We start from the raw sequence: 25777 nt of genomic DNA on the forward strand, positions 1-25777 counted from the left end.
TTTCTATCTCCCTGAAATAGCACCTCTTCCCCTTATTTCTTTGGCTGTAAAATCATAAATATTCATTAACTCTCGTATTCCATTCTTAATTTCTAGTTCATTCAGGAAAGAATAACTAAGCCTTATATATGGGATATCTCTTCCATGCGGGTCGCAGATAGATCCTGGTACATACGAAATAGAACTTGCTAGTGCTCTGTTTTTCAATAAGCTTTTATCCATTTCTTCATCAATACGAACCCATAGATTTAATCCTCCACCCGGGCTATCCCATTTAAAATGATTCTTGAGCGCTGCTTCCATTCGCTCTTTTCTTAACTGCAATGCTATTCTTAGTTTTTCCATATGTATACGGACCCTATCCGAAGTAAGGTAAAACAAAAAAGCTTTCTGATTAAGCAAGGGAGTTCCATTATCCGCAAGCGCCTTTCCCTTAATGAGCCATTTGACAAGGCTTGGATGGGCGACCATTGCACATATTCTCAATCCTGGCGCCATATATTTACAGAAACTGCGTAAATAAATAACATACCCTCCTGTATCATATGAAAATATTGGCAGTGGAGGAGTTTCGTGGAAATAGATTTCATGAAAAGAATCATCTTCCAAAATAATGCATTGGTATTTTTCCGCTAAATCTGCGAGTTGCTTTCTTTGTTCAGCTGGCACGGTATAACCTGTCGGGTTGTGATAGGTTGGATTTGTATAAAAAAGCTTTGGTTTATACTTTTTCATAAGCGATTCTACTTCTTTTAGGCAAAAACCTGATTCTGTAATAGGGAGGGAAATGAGTTTCGCTCCCCTATTCACAAATATATCGATTGCTCCGCTGTATGTAGGACTTTCAATCATCACATAATCATGCCCCTGAACAAACACCTTTGCAATAATATCAATACCCTGCTGTGCCCCAGATGTAACGATAATGGAGTCTTCTTCTATGTACAGTTTGTCATACTTTTGGAAATAGGCAGATAATCCTGCAATCAATTCATCATCTCCCTTTACAGGTGCATAAGTCCCAAGCAAGTGAGGGTATCGATCAAATATCTCTTTAACATGTTGAGAAAGGTATCTGTTTGGCAATAATGTTGGATCAATAACTGCAGCAGAGAATTTATAAAAAGTTTGCTCACGATGAATTTCTGATAAATGGCTATTTTGAATATAGGAGTGGATAGCAGGCTGTTCTCCCTTTTCACTTAAATAATTGCTATCTTTACAATAATAGCCTGTTTTATCTTTTGCGTAGACATGACCTTCCTCCTTTAGAAGTTGATACGCTTTTAAGATTGTCAACCGATGAACCCCTAGCAAATCTGCAAGACCTCTTATGGAAGGAAGCTTTCTGTCTTTTTCCCATTCTCCTGTTTTAATACGTGTCAGTATATATTCATAAACTTGCTTGTATAAGGCAGTATGTTCTGATTTTACAACCATTATAATCCCTCCTCATCTTCTATTATTGTACCATTTGCTTAAATCTGGTCTATATAATCCCATCTGGTCTATCCAGCCTATTTTACAATTAATTGCAGGAGGGATTACGATGACGGTAATTATGTATTGTATCATGTGTTTTATTTTTGGAACTACTTTTTTGGCCATTAAGGTAGGAATAGATGAAGGCTTTCCGCCCTTTCTATCTGCGGGAATACGGTTTTTAGCAGCAGGTGCCATCCTTTATTTTTTTCTTCTTATACGCAAACGAACATCCTGGAAACTACTGTGTCGCAAAGAACTTATGTTCACAGGATTTTCTTTAACCTTTATTACCTTTGCTAGCCTTTATTGGGCAGAACAATTTGTTTCTTCAGGAATTGCAGCAGTACTTTCGGCTTCAGGACCAATTATGATTATCCTAATTCAGACTGCATTTTTACGAATAAAGATGAATCTATCCAGCATTTGCGGAGTAATAATAGGTTTTATTGGTGTCTTCTTTCTTTTTCTGCCTGGACTTACAATCGATTGGAGCATCCGTTGGATATTAGGATGTGGAATTATCCTCCTAGGTGAAATCGGCTATGCAGTCGGTACGATTTATTCTGGAAAAATTATCGGCACATTTAAAGAGGAAAGTCCAATGGCCATGAACGGTGTGCAAATGATTTATGGAGGAATATTCTTGCTACTTCTATCCCTATTTACAAGGGAAACAGCACCTGCACTAACAATCCCGAGTTTTTTATCTATCGTTTACTTGACAATTGCGGGATCAATGATTGGCCACACTATCTATTACTACCTAGTGGCAAAGACCAATGCCTTTCTTCCCTCGACATGGTTGTATGTATCACCGCTAATCGCTTTAACTATCGGCCATTTTTTCTATGAGGAAAATGTCCACCCAATCATGCTTATTGGAGTTTTTCTAATATTAAGTAGTCTTGTGTTAATAAACATTCGGAAAATCATAGAATTCATTGGAATCAAAAATATGGCATCCTCTTAAAAAAATGGTGCCAAAAAATGGTGTCAGGCACCATCAAAAGACAACTGTCTTTTTACGGTGCCTGACACTCACTTCACGTCGACTGAAATTACTTGATACAAAAGGCAAAGAGCTAACCTTACTAACGAATCGATTTGATTTAAGTGCAGACGAAATCGCAGAAATCTATAAATCACGTTGGGCGATTGAACTCTTTTTCAAATGGATGAAACAACATTTGAATATCAAAAAGTTCTATGGTCATAGTGAGCAAGCTGTACACAATCAAGTGTATATAGCGATGATTGTGTATTGTTTGAACGTATTGGCCCAGTTGAACTCGAATAGCGACCGAAGTTATTTACAAATTAGTCGCTATTTAAAAGCAGCTCTCTGGAAATCCGCAAACATTTGGTTACGCAAAATCAAAGGAAAGTGCGTGCCATAAGGGCTGTAACAGTCGTTGTTGGATAAGTCACAGGTTATAGTAAAAAAATGGATGTTTACTACCTTAGTTTTGGTGTTTTTATTTTTTCTTAAAAATATAGAAAATACAAAACTGAAAATTCAGAACTTATTTATGCGACACTAGTGAAATAAATTAATAGTCAAAAATACTGGATTTCCTTATTAAGCATACCTCTATTCAAGTTCGTCCATGTAAGTCGATATTAAAGTATAATGAAATATTTCCCATAGGAAAGAGGCAAATCATGTTTTTAGATTTTCTATTTAAAAATAAGAAAGACAACATTAATAATAATATGAAAGAAACTCCAATCCCTGTAAAAAAGACAAACAACGCGACAACAAAAATAAAGGACAACCGAACTGCAGTTAGAAAAGGTGAACTTGGAGAATACAAAATCGATATTCAACTATCCCAACTATCTAAAGATTATATGTACTTAAGTGATTTACTAATTAAAAATCCTAAATCATCAACGGGATATTCCCAAATTGACCACATCATCATAACCCCTTATGGTTTATTCGTAATTGAAACAAAGAATTATCAAGGCACTATTTATGGAGGCAAAAATAAAAAAACTTGGTTAATCAATGGTAAGTTTAAAATGAGGAATCCTTTAATGCAGAATTATGGTCATATTCAAGCTCTCAAAAATTTTATAGAAGATAAATACCAGCAATACTTTATTTCATTGGTTTCCTTTACAAAGAGATGCACTTTTAAAATTGAGGAAGAATTGAGAAAGATTCATTCTAATGAATTGGTAATTTATGACGTTGAATTAACTCATTTTATTAATAGAAAGGTGGCTGTTCTTAAATTACAATACAAAAAGCCGATTTTTCTAAAAAATGAGATTGAGACGATATACAATTCACTTTTGAATGCTAATATTACAGACGCTGCAATTAGAAAGCAGCATATAGATATTATCAAAGAAAAAAAGAACATCACTGATAAAAAAGAAAAGGAAACTAAATGTATAGTCTGTCAGAAACCAGTATCTGCTAAAGTAAAAGCCTTCTGTTTATCTAATAAGAAGTTCCAAGGAAAAATTTATTGTTTTGAGCATCAAAAAAGTTTATGAAATAGAAGGAAAACAGAAGTTAATATCCATTTAGATAATAGAATCATTAGTCTAAATGGATACTTAGTACAAAAGGAAACTAAATTTTTTGATACTGGTGGTCGGGGTCGATATAGTTTGATAGTTATTGAGTTTATAAGGTTTTTTACTAGTTATGTGTAAAATTTGTGTAAAAAGATTTAGATGAGCAAAATTTATTCAAGAAAGGTAAGTTTAATATCTTAAAACATTCATACCTATTCCCTAAGTTTATTTGTAAATCATAGTATTAGGAAAATACTTGATCCACGCTTTGCGTTTTATAAAGAAATTATTTTTGGTACAAGTTCAAAGTCTTCTGAGGTTGGATTTAATTCCATTTTATAAATTGGAATATTTAAAGTAAAAGCAATATTAACCAATCGGACTATATGTTCGTCTTTGCATTTATAACCAATATAAATTGCTGATGGGTTTGCTCTCATATAATCAGCCTTAAGAACATTTGCAGGTTTCATTACTCTAAATTCTTGTTCGTATTCCCACTTCTTCTGTTTAATGTAACAAGTTAAGATTTGAACCCATAATAACATTAAATTATCAATTAATATTTCATTTTGTTGTTCTTTAATAGCATTTGCGTAATTATCCTCTACATTAATTAAAAAGCCTTCAAAATACTCCGTAACATCTACTCGTCCCTCTAAATATTGTACCGGAAATAAAGATGGGCTAAGTTCTTTATTTTTATTAAAGTCTGTTGAGTAACTTACGCAAAAACCATGATGATTATTGGAATAATGCGCCCACATTGGTAAATTACTAATCCCTGACTTTGAAAAGGATGCCAATCTTGTATATTTTATTTTATCTTCTACAAAACTTTCATCAAAGAAAAATCCAAATTTGTATTTTTTCAATCTCCCAACATCATAATAATAGGATCGATTATCAAAAGGGTCATTAAAATCACTTGCATATGACAGGTATACTTCTCTGTTTTCTAATGTTGTAAACTTCATATTATTAAGTTCCTCATTGTTAGTTAACGAGTAATATTTATAAACCTCATCAGGAACATGTAATTTTATTATTTTATAAATCGTATTAAAAGCATCGTTCGGGAAACGATTTAGGACTTCTAAAGCTTTTAAATAATCCATTGGATTTTCTTTAATATATTTTTCTCTTTCTTCATTTATATCCATAAGAATCCTCCAACATGTAAAATAGCATTAGGTTAAGACCCTAGAGTTAATCAGAATGCAGTAATAGACAATCATAAACATTTTATTTCCTTTTTCCCTCTTTCATTAAGCGTCCACTTTCATTTAGTTGGATTTTCTTGCTTCGTATATGGAAAGTATAAATTATTAGATTGAATTATGAAAGAGAGTTTTGCTAGCTCGGGCTTTCTCTCTTCTTGTATTAAGTGACCCTGTTTATTAGTTATATGCTGCAATAGTCTAATGAAAGTAAGAGAATAAATTGTAATAGCAAGATTCAACAACTTTTCTTCAAGTACCGGATCAGTTCTTGATAAATCCAAAATAAAAGCAACTGTATTAGGAAGATCCTCAATTGGATTTCTATAAACTTCTAATGAGGAAAAATCTGAATGCTCGTATTTGCTTCCCTCTCTATAAAACATCATGTAGTGAGCAAATAAGAGTTCATCAGTTAAAGCCATTCCCTTTATGTTTAACAGTTTTGTGTCAATACCATCTTGAAGTTTACCTCTAGTTTTCTTTTTTGTTGTAAAGCCTTCATTTTTAAGAAGCTCCTCATATTCTTTTATTCTCTTATCTAACTCTGGAGGGGCTTCCTTAAGCCAGCCATTTTTCAATGCCTTCTTAATATCGTAAAAGAATGAAAGCTCAGCTTTAGTAGGTTGTATCATGTAATTTTTATATCTTTCTCCATCATCATCATTACATAAGTAATCAATTAACATTGCGTTGTTTAGCATTGACCTTACTAATACATAAGCTTCCTCAGCATGGTTATTTTCAATTAATAGCAAAGTACTTTCCAATAAGTTTGATTGTTTTGCATAAAGTGTAATCACTTCACGAAAATACTCATAGCCTTCCATTATGATATATGGATTATCTTTTTGAAGAAACTTTGTAGTAATTTCATCAATTAAATAATTTGCATACTGGATTTTTTCATCCTTATTCATAGAATGGCCTCCACCAATATTTTTACAGGTTTCTACCAAATATGCAGGTGAATTAGTTTTCACCTGCATATACATTACAAATATTTTATTTATTCAATTTAAAGTTTACCCATAATATCAAGCAAACTTTGGTAGCTATCTACATCAAATTCACAACTACTCTCTGTGAGTTTAAATATTCCGATTCCAAACGATACAGTAATCATTTCAAAGGTAGAGCTTCAGGAACTGAAAAAGCTGCAATTAACAGGGGTCTATTGGTCTATGAAAGATCTTGAAAAGAGAGTTAATAGAAAAAGTGAGTGGATAAAGGAAAATATCCTATATCCGACAAGATTCCGAAAGATACTTGACGTTGAAAATGGAGGTTTTGTTTTCTACCCGAAAAGCAAAGGTCAAACATGGTCCTTTCAAGCATCACAAATGGCAAAGTTTTTAGACGAAAATTTTGACCGGATTTTTGCTTAAAACCTATCATTCTACCATATTACCGAGCGCAGCACCTTACTGCGCCTGGTTACCCCAACTATCAATAGTGAGGTGACATCATGGCAAGTATTCAAAAACGGGGTAAAACATATCAATTTACCGTGAGTCACACGGTTAACGGCGTAGCGAAGCCGATAAGAAAAGGTGGATTTAAAACCAAAAAAGAGGCACAAATTGCAGCAGCAGAAATAGAAGCGCAATTAAGTAAAGGAATTTTACCACATCTAAAGCCAATGCCGTTTGATGAGTATTTCGAAAAATGGGTGAATCTTTATAAATCCAATTTAACAAAAACAACAAAGCTTCATTACGATTATACATCCAAAGCAATTAAAGAATATTTTGGCGGTAGGCCTTTACAGGATATTAAGCGCCATGACTATCAATTATTTTTAAATAAATTTGGCGCGGATAAGGCACGAGAAACAGTAGAAAAAGTAAATACGCATATCCGGGGGTGTGTTCAGGATGCAATTGAGGAGCAAATTATCCAGAATGATTTTACTAGGAAAGCCGTATTAACTTGGACAAATCCTGCAAAGAAACCAGAAGAAAAACATTTAAATTATTTAGAAACTAAAAGATTGCGTCAAGCGATTTACAAGCTGTTAGACCAAGGGTTAGGGTATTATTTAATATTACTAGGCTTGACTTCTGGTGCACGTTTTGGAGAGTTAGTCGGACTAACAAGAAAGGATTTCGACTTTAAACATAACACAATAAAAATTGATAAAACATGGGGTTATGCAAAAAGGCATCCCGAAGGTTTTGGTCCGACAAAAAATGAAGCATCCATTCGTACGATCAAATTAGATATAAAAACAATGGCCACATTTAATAGACTCTTTGAGATATTACCGCCAAATATGTATGGGTTAGTTTTTTATAGCCCTGAGTCAAAATACAAAGTAATCAGTAACACAAATGCCAACAAGCTCCTTCGTAAAACCTTAGAAGGCCTCGGGATTGATCCGATTACAATGCACGGACTGAGGCACACACATGCAAGTGTCCTACTATATAAAAAAGTCTCCATAAATTATGTAAGTGAGCGATTGGGGCATAGTGATATCGAAACCACTTATAAGTACTATTCCCATGTGATTAAAGAACTTCGTGAAGAAGAAGAAAAACAAACGATTAGTACTTTTGAAAATTTGTAAGCTCAGAGACTTAGCTCTGAGCTTTTACTACTCTATAGCTAATTCCATTAAAGTACCCGTATGTACAAGTTGAGTTTAATACTTAAAAGTGTATAAACCCGTCCAAAAATAGGACAGGGTTAACACTTCATGTGACACTTTTTTCCATCCCGGTTATTGGTCACATGATAGCAAATATCATATAGAAGAGGAACACCACGACTCTTTATAAAAAATAGTTAATCCCAATAACAATCACTTCGATTGCCACGATAGCCAAGAGGAAATTCAGTTTCCATTTACTTTTTTTCTCTACATTTTCTAAATCTTCTTTGCTGGACATCCTACTTGAAATCAACCCTAGTATGTCATTACTTTTTTTATTAAGAGCTTCCATATGTTCGTGCCACTGTTGGAGTTCCCGTTTCATATTCTCATGATGTTCAAAATGTTTTGCGTCCGAGTATTCTATTTGCTGGGTAATTTTATTGATGAGTGCTTCTTCTCGAACCGTCAAAATAGTTTTGATCGAATCTGAATGTCTTTGAAACATTTCTTCGTATCGCTTATGCATCTGTTTCAGCTGATTTTCCATATCTTGAAGGGCCGCCATATGAGAAGCAATTTTCCCTTCTGTTAAGGCTAGCTTTTCTTTTGTTAGCGTGACATAGGCCTCGTTTTGCTTTAGAAATTGTATATTTCTCTCGTCTGAATTCGATAGTTTCTTTGTAAATTCGGTTACCTCGCTAGAAACATTTCCAATAGCTTGTAACGTGTGACCCAGCAAATCCTTGGTCCTATTCTCAACAGTTTGCTGCAATTCTAACATTCTTTCGTTAAATAACTGAATGCTCTTTTGCAGCTCTTCATAAACAAATAATAGCTGAGTCCTTTCTAACTCTAGGAAATCCTGGTTTTTTTGAATGATATGGTTTTGCTTTTCTTCCAAATAGCCTTTTATTTCCTTTTGTTGCGATTCCATCTGACGAAATAACATACTCGCTCGGCTACTTATATTTTCGGCTTCTTTTTTAAAATCGTTTGAATGGCTTACGGTTATTTCAATGAAACTTTTTTCTAGTTTTTCGATTTTGTCTTTAAAATCATCATAAAAAACATCTTCATTTAACTTTTTTAATTCATCGACTGCCCTATCGTATTCACTCTTCGTTGGTAAATGTGTTTTCACCATATGATTTTTCGCCTCAGTTTAAAGATTCAATTATTTTCTTCCCGTCCTGTAATAAAAGCTGCAGATACTGCGATGCAAGCCAGCGTTCCTTCTCATCTCCGTATAGAAAATGATACTGCAGCTCCGCTTTATAATTCATCCAATGCTTAATAAAATAGCTTTGTAACTGTGTCGCATGTTCCCGGTCTTGATTCCACATTTCTAAGATTTCTTGATAGTGGCTTTCAAACCTTCCCTTTTCCTCCTGGTACATTACAAACAGCTTCTCTCGTTTTTTCTTTCTCTCCTCGCTTACAAACTTTAAATCTAAAACCTGTTTCTCCAAAAGTTCTACCTGATTTTTCACTTTATTATAGATGGGCTTAATGAGGTGATTAAAATTTTGATACATCACATTTACCCAATCAAATGCATAGTCCGTCGTCTCATAAAAAGCCTTCTTATAGGTTTTCTCAAACCTAAAAGCATCAAACATTTTTTCAACTTTCGGAATCGGATAAAGATAAGGCAGCTCTAACTGATGGGTACCTGATATTTTTAAGATGCTCGCTTCTTGTTTAATTGCCCTTAGTTTAGCATCCAATTCCTTTTCCAATCCAAGCTGTAATTTGGATGCCGCTTCATTAATAGCACTTGCTTTCCGATCACTATCCGTGTAACGAATATTTTGATGAATCCGGTGCATAATCGCATCAGGATTTACATCTTGAAACCTAATTCTATTCATGAAGTCTTGATAGAGGTCTAACTCCTTACGTATATGCTCGTATTGTTGAACGTCCGCTTCCTGTTCCTGCTCAAACATAAAAGTTTGTCGTTCTATGAATTTCTTATATTTATCTATTTTATCTTGCTGCTGTTCCAACTCTTGTTTACTTGCTTCTTCCGCTTCTTTGTACAATCCCATTAAACGATTGAAAGATAGTTCATTGACTTCCACATTCTCTAAATCCTCTTGCAAATTCTCCAAAATCTCTGCTATGATATATTTCATTTTTTCGTATAAAAAAGGTTCTTTTTCCCGAATCACATTCCAAGAATTACCCAAATCAATCGGATAAATGGTTTTAGATAGGTCGAGATCCATCTTCAAAACACGATTTAAAACCTTTGCATAATCAGCAATTAAGTCGTCTGCTGAGACAATCAGGCAGTTCTGGATTTTTCTTCGAATGTTATCCAAAGATAATGCCCGTGTAGGGATGACACGAAAATTACTAAGTTGCTCATACCAGTTTTTGATCCCTTTTAAGGTATATTGCGTAAAGGCAGTTAGTTGTGTCGCATCGTCCACCAGTAAACAAACTTCACTTAACGGAAGCCAGTGTTTTATACATTGTTTTACGTGCTCTACTTCTTTTAATTCGGCAGACTCTATTCCCGGTAAATCTACAATATTAATATGAACATCTCTTTCCTCGAAAAAATAGAAAGGAATCTCAACCGTAACCGGTTCTACAGAATAAGCTCCTTCCTGTTCTACATTGAAACGAAGGGAGTGCAATTCTGCTTCTAATTGCTCTCCCGTTAGTCCGACTCTCTCATAATGATTTGGCAGTCGTAAATGGAAATATTCATCTTGCGACCGTTCATAGCGCATCACCGTTACCGTAGAGGACTCGCCTAATTTTTTCCTGCCCCTAAGCCACGTGGATAACTGCTCAAGCTTGTCCTGCTTAATCCCTAACAAATAGAGTATTACCGTCGTCTTCCCTACTTGGGTGGGTCCGTAAACTGATATCAACAGCTCTTTTGAATAAGTGGACTCCGAAATCTCTACATCCAACCTTACGAAATGGTCGATGAATTCCTTTTTCGCTTGAAAGGCCCATTCAAGTCGATTTTGATGAAATTTAGTGAATGTAGGATTCATTTCTAAAAGCCAACTCCTGCATCTCACCGCACAGATTTTGTAAGCGACTGATGCGATGGTCCAATTCATCCAGTAATCCAAAGTTTTTATCCGTGCCTTTTCTCGCGTGGTAGGTATCGATTAATTTCTCTTCCATTTTGTCTAGGATGTTATTAATCGTTGCAATAATAGATTCTTCTTGTGCGTTAGCAAACAAATGAAAGATTTCTTTCGATAGTTGGCTTCGCTCAAATTTATATTTTTCAATTCGTTCTGATCCTTTATTAATTGCAAGGCCGCTACCAACTGCGCCAACAATGAGTAATCCAATTGGTGCAGCCGCTGCTGATGATACGCCTAATGATGTTAACAAACCTGTCAAGGCACCAAATGTATTGACCGTTCCATCCAATGCATCAATTCCAAAAAAGATGGCAGCACCTTTTACCACAGTAGACGTAGATACAGCTAAATCCTGAAACTCCGCAATCAACTTGTTGGATTTATCCAAGATTTCGTTTTTTACATCTTGATCTAACCGATCAAATTTTTCATGTTCTAAAATGAGGCTGGCAACTACCATCTCTTGTGCAATCCCTACCGCCACAATTGGCAAAACTTTTAAATCGTCCCGAGTTAGTGTTATCGATAAGTCACTTACCCCTAAATTCATGTAACGGTCCATATTAGTTAACGCCGTCTCAATCACACTATTAGTATCCACTGCTGCATTGCTTTTTTCCAAAAGGTTTACAGGAGCAAGCAACGGGTTGACGGGTTTTTCGAGTTTTGTCTGAGTGGTTTGCGTTTGTAAGGAACGGGTTTCATTCGCAACAAAAGACTCTAAAGCATTAATTAGTCTTCTTTCTGCCTCCACCTCGTTTTTGCCTTTCCACTTTTCTTTAATCTCATTTTTAAATAGAAGCTGTTCTTCAAAAGTTCTCTGCTTGATAAATGCAGATTTAAACTTATCTAGAGGACTATATTTCTCTGATTTGATTGACTCATCCATTTGAACTGAACATTCGTTCACGTGCGCGGTAAGTGTTCTGTTTACGACATTCCTAACCTCTTTGGTTACCTTTTCGCGATATTGACGGAAGGCATCGCGAATTTCATATAAACCGAGTTGGCTGCTATTCTTCTCATTTTGCAGATGTTTTTTTAGGGTATCTGCTTTAATCGAGTTGATCTCCTCTTCGAATGATGATGATAACATAATGAGTTCACTCGTTAGAGAAGTCAGCATATGCATCTGCATTGCATATCCGCTAGCATTGGTTAAGGAATACTGACGAATCGCATGTATGATTTTTTCCGGATAGTCCTTTAGATCCTCACTTGTCCCGGTAAAAACAAGCCGATCAGCTTCATTGAAAGGGATATTGTACTTACGAGATAAATCGTTTATTAAGTGCTCTCTCTGCTCAGGATTTAGTTCCTCCGCAAAAGATAGAGCAAAGACTGGGGCACTTTCTCTATAATCCAATGCTATTTTTTCAATCAATAATTGTTGATCCAACTGTGCCAGTTTTTTATGGTTAAAAACAAGCACAACTGACGTGGAAAGTTTTAAAAATGTCTCTAAGTACCTTTGAGATTTTTGATTTCGCTCTTTTTCAAATCCAGGTAAAAGAACTAAAGAAATTTCAGTATTGAAATATCGCTGTGGGAGGCGAACTTCAAGCCATAGCTCATCCATCTCATTATCTGCCGCAATCTGATTAAACTCTGATAACGTTACTTCGATATCATGTAGTTCAAACATGTTAGCATGGTTCCGAATGGCACGACGGACGAAATATTTAGGAAAACTGATCCCTTTTGTCTCGGTAAAGAGTACAGGTAATACTTCTCCACGTCCTGCATCGGATGGAAGTAATGTATCGTCTAATTCATATAAATGGCGAAGAATTTTTGTTTTTCCGACGCCTTGTAAACCGGTAATCGATAGGATAGTTTTGTCAATTGTTAACTTGGCCATGTTTAATTTAAAGAATAATTCTTTCATTTTCGTAAGTATGGCATCTAGTTCTGTTGTTTGTTTCACGCGATGTGCTTTTGCAATAATTTCATTTAAGGTTAAACGCATTTGGTCAATGACAATATCAGGGCTAGTACCCAAATGTGAAATGAATTTTACTGTCATAATCAATCCCTCTTTTAGATTAGTTTGTTAGTAAACACATAATTTTAATAGTAAAAGATACCATAACAATATTTTACCATTTCAGTCCCCTTTAGATGGAATAAACCTATTCATTTATTTTTAAACTTTAAAACTGTATAAGAGGGTGTCCCACTAAAGCCGTCATTCAACGACCTGTTGGGACACCCTCTTACCTGTTTATATATTCGCACAATTTTTTAATCGATAAGTACTTGGCACTTATCAATAAGGTTTGCTTTAGAGAAGTTGATTAGGAAGAAATGGCGAAACAGAATATGCAGCATATGTACGTGTGGTTTTATTAAAAAACAGACAAATACTGTATCCGAATTATACTGAGCACTTACTTGTAAAGCCTGAAGAAGACGGTAGAAGAGATTTTGATAATGTTATTGATAAAATCAAGTTTTTATGAAAGAACCACCTTAAGTAACATGTTACTATTAAGATAAAACAATAAATAAAGGATGATCTAAATGGAAGTCAGCCTTTCAGCAACTGGAACTTGGAAAATAGACAACTCAGAAAAAGAGTATTATGGTGACTTGTACCTAAATAAGGATGAAGGAGGAATAGCTCTTTATATTCGAATACCTAACAGTGGACCAATTATGAGTTTTTTAGAACTTCCACTTGAAATACCTTTTATTAAAGGCTCCACAATGAATGGAGCAAAAATAACTTTATTAGACTGTATAAGAATAAAAACTGAGAGTAGAGTTGGTTCAGAAGAAGTTTTTGGATATCAGGCAAATTATATGCTTGATGGCGTTGACTTTGAAACTACGGATGATATTAGATTTTCAAAAATGAGAATAAGCATACCTGGAATAATAGAATGGGGAGATATTTCCAATTATTTAAGGCCAAAATACGATGGTAAAAGTGACATTTTAATAGAGCTAGACATAACTGAACCAATAGAAATTTATTCTAACGATGAATATTCCTTATCATATTTTTTAGATTTCTCCTCTCCAGGTTTTAATCTTACTCAGGAAGAGATTACTTTAAAACAAACTCCTTATCTGATAGTTGAATCTAAGTCTCTTCAGCGATTGAAGTGGTTTATGAGTAAGGCCAAACAAATGAAAAGACTTATTGAAATAGCGATGGCGGAACCTTTTAGTTTTGATAAAGTGATACTAGAATCGCCTGAGATTTATTATGAATTTGATGATGATGTAAAACATAGTAGACCAATAGAGGTTATTCACGCTTTTAAAGAAAGCATCAGCAAAAATAAAAATAAGCGACGCAGACTTAGACATGATTTTCTTTTTAGTTTAAATGAGCTAAGAAATGCTAACTTCTCAAAATGGCAAGAAATATCATCAATCATGGAACCAATAATAGAGTTGTATATAGACAGTATATATAACGAGAAATTATCTATTAGTCGCCATTTTCAAAACATGGTACAAGCACTAGAAACATACCACTCACGTAGAATATGCAATACTTTACCTGATTTTAAGAAAAGGGTTGAACAGTTAATCTCTATTAGGCCTAAAGGCTTTAGGGATGAAGATAGAAAATTTTTACTAAATGGTAGTCATAAGTACGTAACTTTAAGAAGTCGTTTAGCTGATTTATTAATAGCAGACTATACTTTCTATTTTTATACTGTTGATATAAACCATCTTGACTTTCCCAAAGTAATTGCAGACACAAGAAATTATTATACTCATTATGATAAAAAGCTTGAAGATAGAGCTCTTAAAGGTGAAGACTTAATAAATGGTTTCTATATCCTCCGAAATATTTTAGAGTTTTATCTACTAAAAGAATTCGGTTTTGAAGAAGAATTTATTCACGAAAGAATTAGAGAAAGAATCAAGCCTATAATAATAAGTAACGATGTAAAGAAAGCCGATAAAAATAAACAATATTAGTAAATATGCTTTAAAAGCGCTCCTTTTGTCGGAGTGCCTGGTATTTTTTATGTAATCTTTCTAGGAAGTTATTTAGTGGTTGTAGACTGTGGCGAACTGCAACCTTTTTAATCTCTTGATTTTTCTCTCTGTGTAACACCAGAGATATTAGATGGCCAACCTTTAATCAACAAGTGCCTGTCATTAATCAAATTACTTTCCTAATATTGTCAAAGTGGGGAAAAGAACGGTATCAGACAGCAAACGGTCTAGTAAGTTTATTTCTTGGTTACCTCATTTTCCACCATGAAGAATTCTGGGAGTAACGAAGTTTGTATCTTTTGCAATGACAACCACGCGTTTCTCCCCTTTATTCTTCAGCTAATTCAACTTCCCAATCGTCACCAAAATCTTCTCCAAGAAGTTGAGCTATTTCACCCTCAGTATCATCATTTTCTCTTTGCTCCTTGAGATACTCAAACTCTTCAGCTGGAATGAACCATTTCCCACGATTGGATAATTGCTTACCTGAAATCTTTCCGTCCTTAATCCAATTGCGAACAGTTTCTGTTGATACGCCATAATAATCGGCCACGGTTTTGGTATCTATATACCTTACACCATTTTCATCTATTGTTTCCTCTGAAAGTCCAATAACAACTGGTTTTACAGCATGAGATGTGATTGGGTGATAACTGGCTTCAGAATCACTTACAACATCATCTGCATTTTCTGCTAAAAATGTAATAGTGGTGTCTTTTAACCTTACTGTAACAGAATGTTCCTTAAGCGTATTAATGGCCTTTTGCAAACGTAGGCTCTGCTCTTTTTCTTTCGTCCCCTTCAAAACTTCCTCCAAGTCGTGAATGACATCAGCAATTCTTGATTCTCCTTCATTAATCATTTGGCTAGCACCTCCTTATCCCTAGTATAACCAACCAACCAAATAAGCAAAATAAACCAAAAGATTAAAGCCACTCAAATTATATAGTCAATGCCTTTCCTCTCACAAAATCCCTTAGCTATTTCCTTATATTCCAGATCCCGGTAATCATCCCATGTATAAGTCATTCCCAAACGATGGATATTGTCCTTAAATCGTCTGAATGCTCCCTTTCCACGAATTGAGTTGAGTAATACATCCTGCATTTTAACATCCGAAAGGCTATAACAAAAACTTTCCATCATATCATACTCATAAATATCAAATTGAGAAGGAAGTGCAGCATACTTTCCAAAACTCTCTACTATATCCAAGGCTATTTTCACTTCATCTTGTTGCCATTCAGATAAGTGTTCATAGTCCTCACTATCTTCAGCAATTAATAGAGCCTCTTGTGAGACATGGACGATTTCACCAGTATCTAGATTAAGAAATGATCGGTTATCATCCGATTGCATTTCCATTCCCTCAACTATATCTTCAAGCTTCACCCTCATAGACATTTATCCCTTCTAAAAAATAGTTTCGATTAAATCCTTCATTCCAATTTTCTTATCTAACATTTTGAATTCCAATATTCCACAAAAGCTTGATAACCTTTTTCAGTTATAAAATATGGAATCAACTGCTCTCCCTTTAGCTTATATGAATAAATGGAGGGTTTACCCAACCGAAATGCTTTTTCTATTCTGTGATTGCCATCTATGATAGAAAATATTCCAGGACGGATTTCAGCTTGGACTATAATACTATCTATATTAACTGTAGGTAAATGGTCTTCATTTAAAGATGAATGATGTCCATACCACTTAAACCATTCATTAATATCTACGTATTCTTTATCAACAACTAGTTTCCCACAATGAATGTCTTCCAATATTCTAGATATATTAAAATGAAATACTCCATTTCGAAATATTTCATCGTTTTCCTTAGCAGGACAAGGAACATATAATTTCTTTAGACGAATTTTTCTTGATTGAGTCATCAATTCTATCCCCTTCCAACTATCAAGAACTCCTTCAAATGATGAATCGATGATATTACTTCAAGAAACTGTCTGCGTTTCTTTGAAATTTCTACATACTCCTCGTATATCAATTCTTCATAATCAAAACTTTGGTTGCTATCCATTGTATCGTAGTATTTTTTGTATAAAACGTCCATTACAGCTTCATTCTTTTGTAGTTTTTCTGATATAAGGAATTTTTGCTCCTTGTCTCCCTGATACACATAGATTTCTGAGCTAAGTTCATCTCCTCCTCCAATAATATACCGGGAAAGTTGATATTCAAATAAAAAGTAACTTTCATGCTCCATATAAATAATCATACAGTTTCTAACAGCTTTAGATAAACGATGAAAATCCCGATCATAATCGGAATTTGACTTAGTATTTATTACTATACCTGCTTTTTTACACTCTTTACAAAGATGTTCACGGTGACCTCTACCACTAAATTTTTCATTAGGCAGAAAGTCCCCACATCCTTTGCAGAAATGGCCTCGTTTCTTACTTCTCACTCATAAAACTCCCCATTAATAGTTATTCAAACCTTACCTACTTAATATTTTATCACCTTCGTAAAACCAATACGCTATTAAGCATATTCATTCAGGAACATAGTTGATAAAGTAGATGAGGGAGAAATAAGTATGATTGTCCCTTGGCACTCTGCAGACTGCCTTTTCGATTCATTCGTTTGCGCCGCGGTCCCAAATTCTTGTTCTTATTTTCCTTCTTCTTCCCCATTACTAATAACCTCAAATCTTTATTCACTATTGCAGCATTGTTCAAACAGATTATCTTTTTCTAGCAAAAGCGAAACTCACTTTTTCCAGTTCATCTATAAATGCCGGACGCCTTTTATTTTTTAGTTTTAGCTCATCAATGATGTCAGTTGGCTGTCCTAGACTACAAGCCTTTCTATATTGTTTTATTATGGAAGCAACGCTTTGATATTGCTTCCGATTAGAAGCAGCTTCTGCTTCCTTTCGGATATATTCAATAAAAAGATTGTTCACCTCATCAGGGTATCTTTCTTCTAAATAGGGATAAAGTTCTGTGATCGTGGATGCCTTGGCTTTACAATATTCAAGAATATGCTCCGTTAAATTTTCTTCTTTTATAATAGAAAGGTATGTGTAAGAACGATTCTTTTGGCTTTGGAACCAGGCAATTATATTTTTTAATTTTACTTGCCATTCATCCGGTGAGTAAAGTCCTTTTAATTCTGCATAATAGTTAAAATCGTCGTGTTGTAAAAACTCTAGTGCTAGTCTTTTTTGTTTATCAATGTCACCCATCAGTTTATACGCTTGATAACGATATTCTTTAAACTTTTTAACAGATCCATTCCACTGGTTTGCTGCCTCTCTTTCCCCATCTAATGCAAGCTGAATGGCTTTGTTATATTCTCCTTTTTGCATTGCTTTTGTAATTGCCTGTTCACGAAAATAGGGGTGAACAATATTTTCTTCAATAAATCGTTCCGCTTTTTCATCCTCATCAAAATTTTCAATTATCTTTAGCTGAAGTTTTTTCAATTCAATTATTTCATAACTCGAACGCCAAGAATCTGTAGATACGGTTTTCATCATTCTTGATAACCGTTCTTCTAATGTTCTGCGCAATTCCTCTGCTGCACAAAAGTGCACACATACCCTTAATAAATCAATACGCCACTCACACCAATCGTCATATCTTTCGTTCATAGCTTCTTTAATCAGCGTCTCAAAAAGCTCTGCTTTTTCATGTAATGGGAATTCATCTATTCCCTCACAAATAGCCCGATCAATCGTTTCAATACTCCAAGATATGACCATTCCAATTGAACCACTTGAATCATCTGCGTATTCTAACATTTCAACCGCATTCGCTAAGACGGTTATTCCTAATAAAACAGCTGTTTTGTAATTTCCTTCATCCGCTTTCGTTCGGGCTTTTTCCAAGACCATATCAGCCCCCTCAAGGGCGTAATCAACCTGATTCCATTCGATATAGCCCTTTCTACTAGCTCGACGTATATATTCTTTAATTAATCGATCACTCGATAAAAGTTCATTTTCACTTTTTGAATAGATAAATAATAGCCTTTTTTCAATATCCGGGCGTTCATCCGCGATTTCAAGAAGGATACGTATAAGTTCCTCTTTATCTAGACTTTGTAGCAGTGAGGGCAAGTCCTGCTTTATTTCCCCTGGTATAGGAACACCCTTCTGCTCGCGAATAGCAAAAAGGACTGCTGCCATATGTTTGCATAATTGATCGTAGTCGTAAGGACAGTCGCACGAAATTTCAGTAACATCCTCATTCTCACTTATAACCACATGTACATTATACATTTCCGTACCGTCGACGCTTGCGACGTAATGATGTCCATCATCTGTTTCAAGACTAGTAATCAATTTACTGTGATAATAATCCAGGCCACGCCCAAGAATATGCTCCTGAAAGTAATTTTCAAAATTTGATAAATGCATCTCATTACACCCCTAGTGAAGATTTATTTCGTTTTTTTCAAACTCTTTGAATCATCGTTTATCATTAAAGAGTTCACAGGCACCAAAGTACCCATGTAATTAAGGAACCGTGGGAAGAGATGAGAAAAGACAATTGATACCTATGAAAATTTACAGGCTTATTTGAAGTTAAGATCATTGTGGTTTATGATATATGAAGGTTCCGATGCACGAACATCGACGTCAGCATCAGTTATTCGCGGTGCTGGTGGCTAATTTAATACTTGCAAGAAATAAGTAACTCACATTACTTTGCGGCCAGGTTATGTTACTTTTTTATAAGTAGATAGAAGTTCTAAGTCGCTTTGTAATAGTCTTATTATAATAATTGGTTACTCTAAGCGTAACTGTTCACAAACTTAACTTCCTGAATTTATATTTACAACAAAATAAGCCCAGTTAACTTTAGCTGGACCATGATAACAGTTATTTGAATTTCACCAGTAAATTATATGCTGCTGACATTTCTGTGTGATGACCATTTAATTTTCTCCAACTTCCATTAGTAACTGGCTAATTAGCTTTTCGGATATCCGAAACTTTTTCGAAACTAACAATTCTATCAGTGGTTTAATTTCATTAATCATTTCTTTTTGTTTCGCAAGTTTTAAAATACCAAAAAGACCTAATGGTTTTAGCATTAATGTTTCAGCAAAATTCCTTGCAGACTTTTCATCAATAATAACAATACTCACACCTAGTTCCTTGGCTCCAACGATTACTTCTAGCTCTCCTTTAATGCAAACGTCCATAAGACTTTACTACAAAACCTTGATCTTTTACTTCATGGACTTTTATTAACCCCTTAGCCACAGCATCTCTTAATTCTTGTTTCCCGATTGCTTGTTCACTACCTTGTTTCACAACTTCATTATAAACTTCTTGTGGAATATAGATATCAAACAGTTCCCACAGAAGATCAAGACGACCAATGATAGATAGCCCAATAATAGGACTAGTATTACAAATCGCTTTCATCTTGTTTTCCTTTACCATCTTCTTTTAGAATAAAATCAATCGTTTCATCATCTTGCTTTTTATGTTCCTCTGTATACTCTGCCCAATGAATATTATGATTAATTAAGATTTGAATAAAATCTGATATGCTTTTACCACCCAGTTCAGCTGCTCGTGCAAGTGTTATTTTTCTCGCAGTAAACAAATACAAGGCTAGTGATATATTAACATCTTCATCAATTGAATTTACATGTGCCCCTTTTAGAAAAGGTATGAATTCAGGATTAATTCCAACTTTTGCTTTTGATTCATCCATAGCCAATGGTACATTCCTCCCTTGAACTCCTTCTATCATTACATTATAACAATTAATGAATACTAACAGAAGAAATCTATTCGTAAAAGTCATAAAGTTACAAAAAAAACAATTAACCATGTTCAAAATAAGACCCATTTAGTTGAAATAACATCTCCGAATTGTATTTCAGGTCGGATTTCAGCTTGGACTAAAATACTATCTATATTAGATAGACGATGAAAATCCCGATCATAATTGGAATTTGACTTAGTATTTCTTACTATACCTGCTTTTTTACACTCTTTACAAAGATGTTCACGGTGACCTCTACCGCTAAATTTTTCATTAGACAGAAAAACCCCACATCCTTTGCAGAAATGGCCTTGTTTCCTACTTTTCACTCATAAAACTGCCCATTAATAGTTATTCAAACCTTACCTAATTATATTTTATCACCTTCGTAAAACCCATACGCTATTAAGCATTACTAATTTTTCTTGTGTAAAATTTGTGTAAAATGATTTAAAAACCTACCTTAGTCAGCCGTCTTCCCACAAAACAAAAAACACCCACAAACATTGATATATCAACATTTGTGAGTGTTTTATCGTTTCTTAAATTAACTCGCTTTTACTTGGAGATACCGGTGGTCGGGGTCGAACCGACACTCCAGAAGGAACACGATTTTGAGTCGTGCAGCGGTTAATTTCGAAAGAGGAACGAACCCCTTTCCGTTGATATATCGTTAATTTGAAGCGTGAAGGACGTCACACTATTCGTATTAGTTCATATTATTCGTATTTTGCACTTATAAAACGTTGAACGTTTGTCGTGCGAATCAATTATAATGCAATATTAAACGATTAGCGCCGTTTATGTCAACACATAAACCAAAATCGAACAGCAACATACACTGTCCCGAAGATAATTGGTTTATAATGTGATTCTCCTACACCTATTTTATGCCTTATTTAGCCGAGATTTTTCGTAGCAAAGTTTTCTTCAACTACAAAAAAGACGTCCCACGTAGAACGTCCCTTAATCACGATGATTTTACTGTTATGAGTGTGAAATTTCAAATAACATAATATTTTTTATACCCATATTTTCTAAAAAACTAAATGTTTGAATCATGTCTAACTTTACAATAGTGCTTATTTTTTTCACAAGCAATACATTGTCTCGTTTCAAAATATGGTCTGTGAATGCAAGGATTACCCCTATGTTATTTTCATCGAAATTCTCCTGGGTTTTACCTTTAATTTTTTCTAAAGCACTTAATCGAAATTTCTGATCTTTATAATACAATTCCATTGAATTTCTCGCTTGGGCAAATAATTCCCGTAAAGAAGTCCCCAAGCCTCTTTTTACAAATATAAACAAACTATTTTCTGTTCTAAAATCTACTATATCACACGCTTCCGCTTTATCTTGACCTCTGATATAGATATGATCTCTATGCATTTGTACGAGGTCTTTTGTCCCGCATACTTTTTCGATATAAGAATCTTCAGTTTCCAACTTTTCATTCGAGTGATTCCATTTGTGTAAATCGAACCCTTCTACAATATAGTTATCTAAAATTTCCGCTACTTGCTCATTGGCGATTTCAATTAAATCTTTACTTACTTCAAACCATTTTTGGTCTATTAAACAATAATTTTTGTCATTATCAACAGTATCAACCATCAAAAAGACTTTAAGCTTATCTGTATATTTAATTCCACCGTCACTATCTTGACCAGTAATAGTTATTTGATTTAAAAGCCTTTCGTCAAACTCCTCGATACCTATATCCATTAAGAAGTCAAAAATTGCTTCTAAGTTTATATCAGTCAGTCTAATCACATTTGATTTATATGTAATTACATAATAATCAGTTAGGATAAATTCCCTTACATCTGAATAGGAAATAATTATATTTGATTCAAGGGAATCGTATATTTTTTCTCTATATCCTTTATATAACATAATTAGGTTATTATTTAATTTTGCCCATAATTTCGTTAAGTCTTCCTTGTTCTTGACCTCGGAAAATCCTTTATATAAACGGAACTTATCTTCCCTTTTGGATATTTCATCTAAACTTACAAGTACTATATCAAGTTGGTCTAAAGTTAATGCACGATTTATTGTAAAAGAAGACTTCCCTTGCAAACGAATCTTAAACTTTCCGGTAATTTCAATCCCCAATTCATCTTTTAAATCAGTATCATTGATTTCTCCAAGAATTTCTTTAGAAATCTTCCCCCAATTAGTAGTATCAAACTCATAATTATAATACTCCTTGTAGACACTTTCTTCCTGTACCGTTTTTCCAGCTAAAGGCTTCTGCTTTATATACTTAATACGATTTGGTTCAATTATTTTACTCATAAGGTCTAAGCCGAAATCAGTAAAGATTGAATTTTGTATTACGTAATAACCGATTCCCCCGGTAAACGCATATGTATTTTCTTCAATAGTCCTTAATAAAACAAAAGAAGAAGTTTCGTTTGATGCATCTATGTTTTTGGGGTCTTCCGCTACTTGAGTAAGAATTCTTTCCCATTTTGCTTTGTTTACCTTTTTAGCCATAAAAAGTTTAAAGTTTGGATCTTTACAGGTTACTTCTTCAAACCCTTTATCCTTTAAAGATTTTATACAAGCAATTATGTCTTTAATTTTATAAATCGCAAATTTATGTTTTATATCTCTCATTATAATTCGCCCCAAGTTATTTAGAAGATAAACATATAATACCATAAATCTTCAAATTTTTTACAATACTATTACAAATACTTTATTTATTTATTTGAATATTAATATTTTCATAAATATTATCAAAAATCAAAACAAAGTGACGACCTCTTAAAAGGAAGTCACTTTTCGATATTTTTTATTCAATACGCCTTTCATTGGACTTTCTATTTCGAAATATATTGGGATTCCATTTCACGAACAATCATAACGGGCAATTTTACGATTTGTGCTATCTTGAAAATATTGTTCGGCATATCATTCCGAAGCATAGCCGCCGCCTTTTCCTTTCGTGATTCGAATTCATTCCAAATACTTTCGTCCCAATGTTCGCCCCTTGTTGCGTGAACTTCGAAATCAATTCCGTTCGTTATCTGTTCTGTAATATCAAAAAAGTGATGCATTTTATTCTGCACCGCCATTTATTACTTTTAGTTCCCGTTCAATCGCTTGTAATTCTTCGTTGATATCTTCGTCACTCATTTCTAAAAGACGCTGGTTATTGATTGTTGTTGTTTGATTAATTTCACGGCGTTCAACAAGAAGACCAAGCATTTTGACCGCCAATTCAATCGAACGGAAATCGCCCTTCTTGATATTCCTTTTTAACGCTTGCATAATATCGGGAATCTCGGATTCTAGTTCTTGAATCGCTAGTTCACGAACTGCCTGCTTGATATGCTGCTTTTGACGATAGCGATACAATTGACGTTCACTTATTCCGCAAGCGGCGGCAATTTCTTCGTAAGTTCTGCTGTTTCTATTGGCAAGTTCAACAACAATCTTGGCCTCAAGTTCAGTTAAACCTTCGAAAATATCCAAATTATTCACCTCCTAACGCTGCAACAATAGAACGTAATATTTGAAATTGTTTCCGAATTTCTTCATTTGTCGTTTCCTTCAAAGGCTTTTTACTTCGTACCTTTTCGAACTTCGCCAAAAGTAAATTTGCCCGACGTTGTTCCAATTCTTCCGCTTTTGAAAGAACGGGCTTTGGCTTCGGATTCCTTCGTTCAAGTTCTTCTTCAAGTTGCCGACGCTTTTCCCACGTTTCAATGAATGCCTGTTCTTCCCTCCAATTTAATTTTGTTGTATCAATCCCGTAAAGCATAATACTTAATTTAGAAAGTAGTTTGTCAGTTTCTTCCCAACGTTGTAAATCTTCACTTCCAGGCATTCCGATCACCCCCGTTTGATAGAATGCCAATTTCTACACGAAAAGACGAAAAAATAGGCGTAACAAACAAAGACGGCGACAATCATTTTTAATTGTCACCGCCGTTCAACCGCTGAAATTCCGCTTGTAGTTCCGCCATTTGCTTCGCTAACAGCTTGAAATCTTCGCTATGAGTAGAAATATATTCTTCTTGTTCCTTTTTCGCTTCATGATAAGGCTTCATATAGTCATTGACCGCCTTTTGACGTTCTTTTTGCTTGGCGTCTTCTTTACGCTTTAATTCCGCCATTCCTAACATTAAAAGTTGAATTCCATTCAAGGAAGACGGGTCTTTTCGATATTGTTCCCGCAAATATTCGACCGAGTCGGTAGGCGTTTCTTCTTTAATAGGATTTCGCTTGTTATAGCCGTCAATAATATCGTCAAGCGGCTGCCGTTTGGCTTTTTCATAACGTAAATTGTCAAATTCGTTTAGTTTCATAGTTTATAACCCCCGTTATTTCGTTTTTTATATCGGTTTAGGTTTTCCAATGCAATTTCAAGGTGCTTCGGACGTGCTTTGTTTACTTCGGAAGGGGTCACGCCGACAAACTCGGAAATTTCTTCGGCGGATTTCCCTTCGCCTTTCATTGAAAGAATTTTTTCTAACGTTTTGACTTGATAATCCAATTGTTTCACGAAGTATTCAAAAGCCGTCATTTTTCCTTTAATCAATTCGAATCACCTACCCAATACGGTAAGATTCCTTTCTTTACTGCGGCTTCTTGCGTTTCCTTCGACAAACCAATTGCCGTTGATTCTTCGATTGTTGAACCGTACAATCCAATCATGATTTGTTCGGGATAGATTGACGGAATATTTACGCCGCCTTGTATTTCCCTTTCGCCAAGTTCTCGCATTATAGCGTTATAATCGTCATTTGCTGTGTCTATTTTCTTCGCTGCTTGCCCAATCTTCGCTAATGACTTGACGTAAATTTCACGGGCTTTTAACGCCTCTTGAACCGCTTTATTTACTTCGGCTTGAACCGTTTCGACCTGTTTTTGTCGCCATTCACGAACCAACGGAACGGAATCCATAACAACAGATTTACGAACGGCTTTCACCCGCTGGATTAGTTCGTCAATTTCCTTGATTTCATTTTTCTTCGCTTCAAGAAGTTCCTTTGCTTTTTCAACGTCTTGTTCGTCAACATCCCCGAGTGCATATGATTCAATAGTTTTTTCGATTGCTTCAAGGATCTCATTCATTTCGCTTTGAACGGC

At 34.7% G+C, this 25777-nt stretch carries 26 protein-coding genes and 1 pseudogene; 6 read left to right on the forward strand and 21 right to left on the reverse strand.

Annotated features, from left to right (window positions below):
- Positions 1-3: 3 nt before the first annotated feature.
- The gene (locus QQZ16_RS11050; RefSeq protein WP_031536467.1) at positions 4-1440 is read right to left on the reverse strand and encodes an aminotransferase-like domain-containing protein; all 1437 of its coding nucleotides are present in this window, start codon (positions 1438-1440) and stop codon (positions 4-6) included.
- 109 nt (positions 1441-1549) lie between these two features.
- On the opposite strand from QQZ16_RS11050, the gene QQZ16_RS11055 reads away from it, so the two are divergent.
- From QQZ16_RS11055 to QQZ16_RS11065, 3 genes and pseudogenes are all read left to right on the forward strand, one after another.
- Entirely contained in the window at positions 1550-2455 is a 906-nt protein-coding gene (locus QQZ16_RS11055; RefSeq protein WP_031536468.1) for a DMT family transporter, read from the forward strand.
- A gap of 100 nt (positions 2456-2555) precedes the next feature.
- Positions 2556-2882 (forward strand): annotated as a pseudogene (locus tag QQZ16_RS11060) (transposase); the annotation flags it as partial.
- A gap of 265 nt (positions 2883-3147) precedes the next feature.
- Complete coding sequence (locus QQZ16_RS11065; RefSeq protein WP_035416230.1) at positions 3148-3993, forward strand: nuclease-related domain-containing protein; 846 nt, start codon at positions 3148-3150, stop codon at positions 3991-3993.
- Between the two features lie 299 nt (positions 3994-4292).
- Here the strand turns inward: QQZ16_RS11065 and QQZ16_RS11070 are convergent, their stop codons facing one another.
- On the reverse strand, positions 4293-5180 hold the full coding sequence (locus QQZ16_RS11070) for a DUF2971 domain-containing protein (protein ID WP_031536472.1): 888 nt from the start codon (positions 5178-5180) through the stop codon (positions 4293-4295).
- A gap of 119 nt (positions 5181-5299) precedes the next feature.
- A complete protein-coding gene (locus tag QQZ16_RS11075; RefSeq protein ID WP_065429052.1) occupies positions 5300-6157 on the reverse strand; it encodes a DUF5677 domain-containing protein in 858 nt (285 codons plus the stop codon).
- Positions 6158-6322: 165 nt separating this feature from the next.
- Between QQZ16_RS11075 and QQZ16_RS11080 the strand changes: the two genes are divergently transcribed.
- Entirely contained in the window at positions 6323-6625 is a 303-nt protein-coding gene (locus QQZ16_RS11080) for a DUF771 domain-containing protein (protein ID WP_031536474.1), read from the forward strand.
- 80 nt (positions 6626-6705) lie between these two features.
- Positions 6706-7809: a site-specific integrase gene (locus QQZ16_RS11085; RefSeq protein ID WP_031536475.1), complete on the forward strand. Its 1104-nt coding sequence runs from the start codon at positions 6706-6708 to the stop codon at positions 7807-7809.
- Between the two features lie 205 nt (positions 7810-8014).
- Here QQZ16_RS11085 and QQZ16_RS11090 read toward each other — a convergent pair whose 3' ends face one another.
- From QQZ16_RS11090 to QQZ16_RS11100, 3 genes are read right to left on the reverse strand one after another with little or no spacing between them, the layout of a single operon-like run.
- A complete protein-coding gene (locus QQZ16_RS11090; RefSeq protein WP_031536476.1) occupies positions 8015-8980 on the reverse strand; it encodes a hypothetical protein in 966 nt (321 codons plus the stop codon).
- A gap of 13 nt (positions 8981-8993) precedes the next feature.
- A complete protein-coding gene (locus QQZ16_RS11095; RefSeq protein WP_031536477.1) occupies positions 8994-10853 on the reverse strand; it encodes a hypothetical protein in 1860 nt (619 codons plus the stop codon).
- Positions 10834-12981, reverse strand: coding sequence for a hypothetical protein (locus QQZ16_RS11100; RefSeq protein ID WP_031536478.1), 2148 nt, complete (start codon positions 12979-12981; stop codon positions 10834-10836). Before QQZ16_RS11100 ends, QQZ16_RS11095 begins: the two co-directional genes overlap by 20 nt.
- Positions 12982-13478: 497 nt before the next feature.
- On the opposite strand from QQZ16_RS11100, the gene QQZ16_RS11105 reads away from it, so the two are divergent.
- Positions 13479-14897: an ApeA N-terminal domain 1-containing protein gene (locus tag QQZ16_RS11105; protein ID WP_031536479.1), complete on the forward strand. Its 1419-nt coding sequence runs from the start codon at positions 13479-13481 to the stop codon at positions 14895-14897.
- A 349-nt stretch (positions 14898-15246) separates the two neighbouring features.
- On the opposite strand, the gene QQZ16_RS11110 is transcribed toward QQZ16_RS11105, so the two are convergent.
- The 15 genes from QQZ16_RS11110 to QQZ16_RS11180 all read right to left on the reverse strand — a co-directional run bounded on the left by QQZ16_RS11110 (position 15247) and on the right by QQZ16_RS11180 (position 25762).
- Positions 15247-15780, reverse strand: a complete 534-nt coding sequence (locus tag QQZ16_RS11110) for a helix-turn-helix domain-containing protein (RefSeq protein WP_051640932.1) — start codon at positions 15778-15780, stop codon at positions 15247-15249.
- Positions 15781-15854: 74 nt separating this feature from the next.
- The gene (locus tag QQZ16_RS11115; protein ID WP_048717064.1) at positions 15855-16316 is read right to left on the reverse strand and encodes a UPF0158 family protein; all 462 of its coding nucleotides are present in this window, start codon (positions 16314-16316) and stop codon (positions 15855-15857) included.
- A gap of 59 nt (positions 16317-16375) precedes the next feature.
- Complete coding sequence (locus tag QQZ16_RS11120) at positions 16376-16807, reverse strand: hypothetical protein (RefSeq protein WP_031536482.1); 432 nt, start codon at positions 16805-16807, stop codon at positions 16376-16378.
- Between the two features lie 5 nt (positions 16808-16812).
- Complete coding sequence (locus tag QQZ16_RS11125) at positions 16813-17343, reverse strand: hypothetical protein (protein ID WP_031536483.1); 531 nt, start codon at positions 17341-17343, stop codon at positions 16813-16815.
- A gap of 279 nt (positions 17344-17622) precedes the next feature.
- On the reverse strand, positions 17623-19302 hold the full coding sequence (locus QQZ16_RS11130; RefSeq protein WP_031536484.1) for an SWIM zinc finger family protein: 1680 nt from the start codon (positions 19300-19302) through the stop codon (positions 17623-17625).
- 521 nt (positions 19303-19823) lie between these two features.
- The gene (locus tag QQZ16_RS11135) at positions 19824-20093 is read right to left on the reverse strand and encodes a DUF3368 domain-containing protein (RefSeq protein ID WP_202908298.1); all 270 of its coding nucleotides are present in this window, start codon (positions 20091-20093) and stop codon (positions 19824-19826) included.
- A complete protein-coding gene (locus QQZ16_RS11140) occupies positions 20077-20319 on the reverse strand; it encodes a hypothetical protein (RefSeq protein WP_031536486.1) in 243 nt (80 codons plus the stop codon). The genes QQZ16_RS11135 and QQZ16_RS11140 overlap by 17 nt, the downstream gene beginning before the upstream one ends.
- A complete protein-coding gene (locus QQZ16_RS11145; protein ID WP_031536487.1) occupies positions 20303-20614 on the reverse strand; it encodes a UPF0175 family protein in 312 nt (103 codons plus the stop codon). The genes QQZ16_RS11140 and QQZ16_RS11145 overlap by 17 nt, the downstream gene beginning before the upstream one ends.
- 1041 nt (positions 20615-21655) lie before the next feature.
- Positions 21656-23296, reverse strand: coding sequence for a DUF6119 family protein (locus QQZ16_RS11150; protein WP_031536489.1), 1641 nt, complete (start codon positions 23294-23296; stop codon positions 21656-21658).
- Positions 23297-23502: 206 nt separating this feature from the next.
- Positions 23503-23751: a hypothetical protein gene (locus QQZ16_RS11155; protein WP_284561359.1), complete on the reverse strand. Its 249-nt coding sequence runs from the start codon at positions 23749-23751 to the stop codon at positions 23503-23505.
- Positions 23741-24157 (reverse strand): phBC6A51 family helix-turn-helix protein, encoded by a 417-nt coding sequence (locus QQZ16_RS11160; RefSeq protein WP_031536491.1) that lies wholly within the window; start codon positions 24155-24157, stop codon positions 23741-23743. Before QQZ16_RS11160 ends, QQZ16_RS11155 begins: the two co-directional genes overlap by 11 nt.
- Before the next feature lies 1 nt (position 24158).
- On the reverse strand, positions 24159-24512 hold the full coding sequence (locus QQZ16_RS11165) for a hypothetical protein (RefSeq protein ID WP_031536492.1): 354 nt from the start codon (positions 24510-24512) through the stop codon (positions 24159-24161).
- A gap of 88 nt (positions 24513-24600) precedes the next feature.
- Positions 24601-24993: a hypothetical protein gene (locus QQZ16_RS11170; RefSeq protein ID WP_031536493.1), complete on the reverse strand. Its 393-nt coding sequence runs from the start codon at positions 24991-24993 to the stop codon at positions 24601-24603.
- Positions 24990-25226, reverse strand: coding sequence for a hypothetical protein (locus tag QQZ16_RS11175; RefSeq protein WP_031536494.1), 237 nt, complete (start codon positions 25224-25226; stop codon positions 24990-24992). Before QQZ16_RS11175 ends, QQZ16_RS11170 begins: the two co-directional genes overlap by 4 nt.
- Positions 25223-25762, reverse strand: coding sequence for a hypothetical protein (locus QQZ16_RS11180; protein ID WP_152910815.1), 540 nt, complete (start codon positions 25760-25762; stop codon positions 25223-25225). The genes QQZ16_RS11175 and QQZ16_RS11180 overlap by 4 nt, the downstream gene beginning before the upstream one ends.
- Positions 25763-25777: the final 15 nt, after the last annotated feature.

This window comes from Bacillus sp. T2.9-1 (assembly GCF_950097965.1).
GTDB classification, from domain to species: Bacteria; Bacillota; Bacilli; order Bacillales; family Cytobacillaceae; genus Niallia; species Niallia hominis.

Excerpts from the sequence above, each read along its gene's own strand:
- QQZ16_RS11050 (WP_031536467.1), bottom strand. The coding sequence starts at position 1,440 with ATGGTTGTAAAATCAGAACATACTGCCTTATACAAGCAAGTTTATGAA.
- QQZ16_RS11055 (WP_031536468.1), top strand. The coding sequence starts at position 1,550 with ATGACGGTAATTATGTATTGTATCATGTGTTTTATTTTTGGAACTACT.
- QQZ16_RS11065 (WP_035416230.1), top strand. The coding sequence starts at position 3,148 with ATGTTTTTAGATTTTCTATTTAAAAATAAGAAAGACAACATTAATAAT.
- QQZ16_RS11070 (WP_031536472.1), bottom strand. The coding sequence starts at position 5,180 with ATGGATATAAATGAAGAAAGAGAAAAATATATTAAAGAAAATCCAATG.
- QQZ16_RS11075 (WP_065429052.1), bottom strand. The coding sequence starts at position 6,157 with ATGAATAAGGATGAAAAAATCCAGTATGCAAATTATTTAATTGATGAA.
- QQZ16_RS11085 (WP_031536475.1), top strand. The coding sequence starts at position 6,706 with ATGGCAAGTATTCAAAAACGGGGTAAAACATATCAATTTACCGTGAGT.
- QQZ16_RS11090 (WP_031536476.1), bottom strand. The coding sequence starts at position 8,980 with ATGGTGAAAACACATTTACCAACGAAGAGTGAATACGATAGGGCAGTC.
- QQZ16_RS11095 (WP_031536477.1), bottom strand. The coding sequence starts at position 10,853 with ATGAATCCTACATTCACTAAATTTCATCAAAATCGACTTGAATGGGCC.
- QQZ16_RS11100 (WP_031536478.1), bottom strand. The coding sequence starts at position 12,981 with ATGACAGTAAAATTCATTTCACATTTGGGTACTAGCCCTGATATTGTC.
- QQZ16_RS11105 (WP_031536479.1), top strand. The coding sequence starts at position 13,479 with ATGGAAGTCAGCCTTTCAGCAACTGGAACTTGGAAAATAGACAACTCA.
- QQZ16_RS11110 (WP_051640932.1), bottom strand. The coding sequence starts at position 15,780 with ATGATTAATGAAGGAGAATCAAGAATTGCTGATGTCATTCACGACTTG.
- QQZ16_RS11115 (WP_048717064.1), bottom strand. The coding sequence starts at position 16,316 with ATGAGGGTGAAGCTTGAAGATATAGTTGAGGGAATGGAAATGCAATCG.
- QQZ16_RS11120 (WP_031536482.1), bottom strand. The coding sequence starts at position 16,807 with ATGACTCAATCAAGAAAAATTCGTCTAAAGAAATTATATGTTCCTTGT.
- QQZ16_RS11130 (WP_031536484.1), bottom strand. The coding sequence starts at position 19,302 with ATGCATTTATCAAATTTTGAAAATTACTTTCAGGAGCATATTCTTGGG.
- QQZ16_RS11135 (WP_202908298.1), bottom strand. The coding sequence starts at position 20,093 with ATGGACGTTTGCATTAAAGGAGAGCTAGAAGTAATCGTTGGAGCCAAG.
- QQZ16_RS11140 (WP_031536486.1), bottom strand. The coding sequence starts at position 20,319 with ATGAAAGCGATTTGTAATACTAGTCCTATTATTGGGCTATCTATCATT.
- QQZ16_RS11145 (WP_031536487.1), bottom strand. The coding sequence starts at position 20,614 with ATGGATGAATCAAAAGCAAAAGTTGGAATTAATCCTGAATTCATACCT.
- QQZ16_RS11150 (WP_031536489.1), bottom strand. The coding sequence starts at position 23,296 with ATGAGAGATATAAAACATAAATTTGCGATTTATAAAATTAAAGACATA.
- QQZ16_RS11165 (WP_031536492.1), bottom strand. The coding sequence starts at position 24,512 with ATGCCTGGAAGTGAAGATTTACAACGTTGGGAAGAAACTGACAAACTA.
- QQZ16_RS11170 (WP_031536493.1), bottom strand. The coding sequence starts at position 24,993 with ATGAAACTAAACGAATTTGACAATTTACGTTATGAAAAAGCCAAACGG.
- QQZ16_RS11180 (WP_152910815.1), bottom strand. The coding sequence starts at position 25,762 with ATGAATGAGATCCTTGAAGCAATCGAAAAAACTATTGAATCATATGCA.